We start from the raw sequence: 255 nt of genomic DNA, 5'->3' as shown, positions 1-255 counted from the left end.
ACCTCCACCTGCTTGCTGGTGCCGCCGTAGACGATGGGTTCCTCGAAGCCGGCCACGGTCTGGCGGTAGCGCGACTTGCTGGCGCCGGCGAACAGGGTCCAGTAGCCGAACGGGATGCTGTAGTTGAGGGAGGCGGCGCGCGAGCCGGCGTCGCTGTTGCGCAGGTCGGCGTTGCTGTTCCAGGAGACCGACAACTGGTCATACAGGAACAGCGGCGAATCGAGCGTGAGGCCGGCGTTGACCTGGTTCTTGCCG

General features: G+C 66.3%; 1 protein-coding gene. It reads right to left on the bottom strand.

Annotation, left to right across the window (positions count from 1 at the left end):
- Nucleotides 1-255, bottom strand: a 255-nt coding sequence (locus AC6LKG_RS26635; protein WP_498170012.1) for a ShlB/FhaC/HecB family hemolysin secretion/activation protein, incomplete at both ends; no start/stop codon positions are given.

It is taken from the genome of Achromobacter sp. 46006 (assembly GCF_059761975.1).
Note: the sequence above shows the minus strand (reverse complement) of the source record. Positions and strands in the feature narration are given on the sequence as shown.